2 protein-coding genes are annotated in these 565 nt (G+C 22.8%); both read left to right on the top strand.

The window, feature by feature from the left end; all coding sequences use genetic code 11:
* Window positions 1–60 precede the first annotated feature (60 nt).
* Window positions 61–291 carry a hypothetical protein gene (locus AWT72_RS08760; protein WP_067143683.1) on the top strand — a complete coding sequence of 77 codons (231 nt, stop codon included), beginning with the start codon at window positions 61–63 and terminating at the stop codon, window positions 289–291.
* A gap of 27 nt (window positions 292–318) precedes the next feature.
* Window positions 319–465, top strand: coding sequence for a hypothetical protein (locus AWT72_RS09550; protein ID WP_156413152.1), 147 nt, complete (start codon window positions 319–321; stop codon window positions 463–465).
* Window positions 466–565: the final 100 nt, after the last annotated feature.

Here is a 565-nt window from a genome sequence, read left to right as displayed (position 1 = left end):
TTATTACTGATATTGATTAGAAAAAAATAATATTAAAAAATGAAAGGAGTTTAAATTATTGTGGAAGACGAATTTATAGGGAGAGCAATAATTAGAGAATATAATGATATTTTAGAAATTAAAATACTAGCAAAAAAGAGTATATTTATAATAATATTTATTTGTTTTTGGTTATGTGGTTGGTTATTTGCAGAAATTTCAGAATTAAAAACAGTTTTTAATTTTACTAGTTCAGAATTATTTGAAAACATTTTTAAGTTAGTGGGGTTAATTTTCTGGACAATAGGTTGAGCTTTTGCAGTATATTATTTATTTTATATGCTAATTGGTTATGAACTTATTACAGTTGAAAATGGAAATTTAAAAATTTCAAAAAAAGTAGGTCTAATAAATAGAAAAAAAGAATATGAAATTAGAGAAATAAAAGATATGACTATTTGTCAAGAATCTTGGCCATATGTATAAATAATAATAGTCGCCCTTTTCCTTTTGGAAATCAAAAAATTAAATTCGATTATGGAATGAAAATAATAAAATTTGTAGGGGATATTGATGAAGCAGAAGC

Origin of the sequence: Oceanivirga salmonicida (genome assembly GCF_001517915.1) — a bacterium.
Taxonomy (GTDB): domain Bacteria; phylum Fusobacteriota; class Fusobacteriia; order Fusobacteriales; family Leptotrichiaceae; genus Oceanivirga; species Oceanivirga salmonicida.
This window is presented reverse-complemented; position numbering and strand designations above follow the sequence as displayed.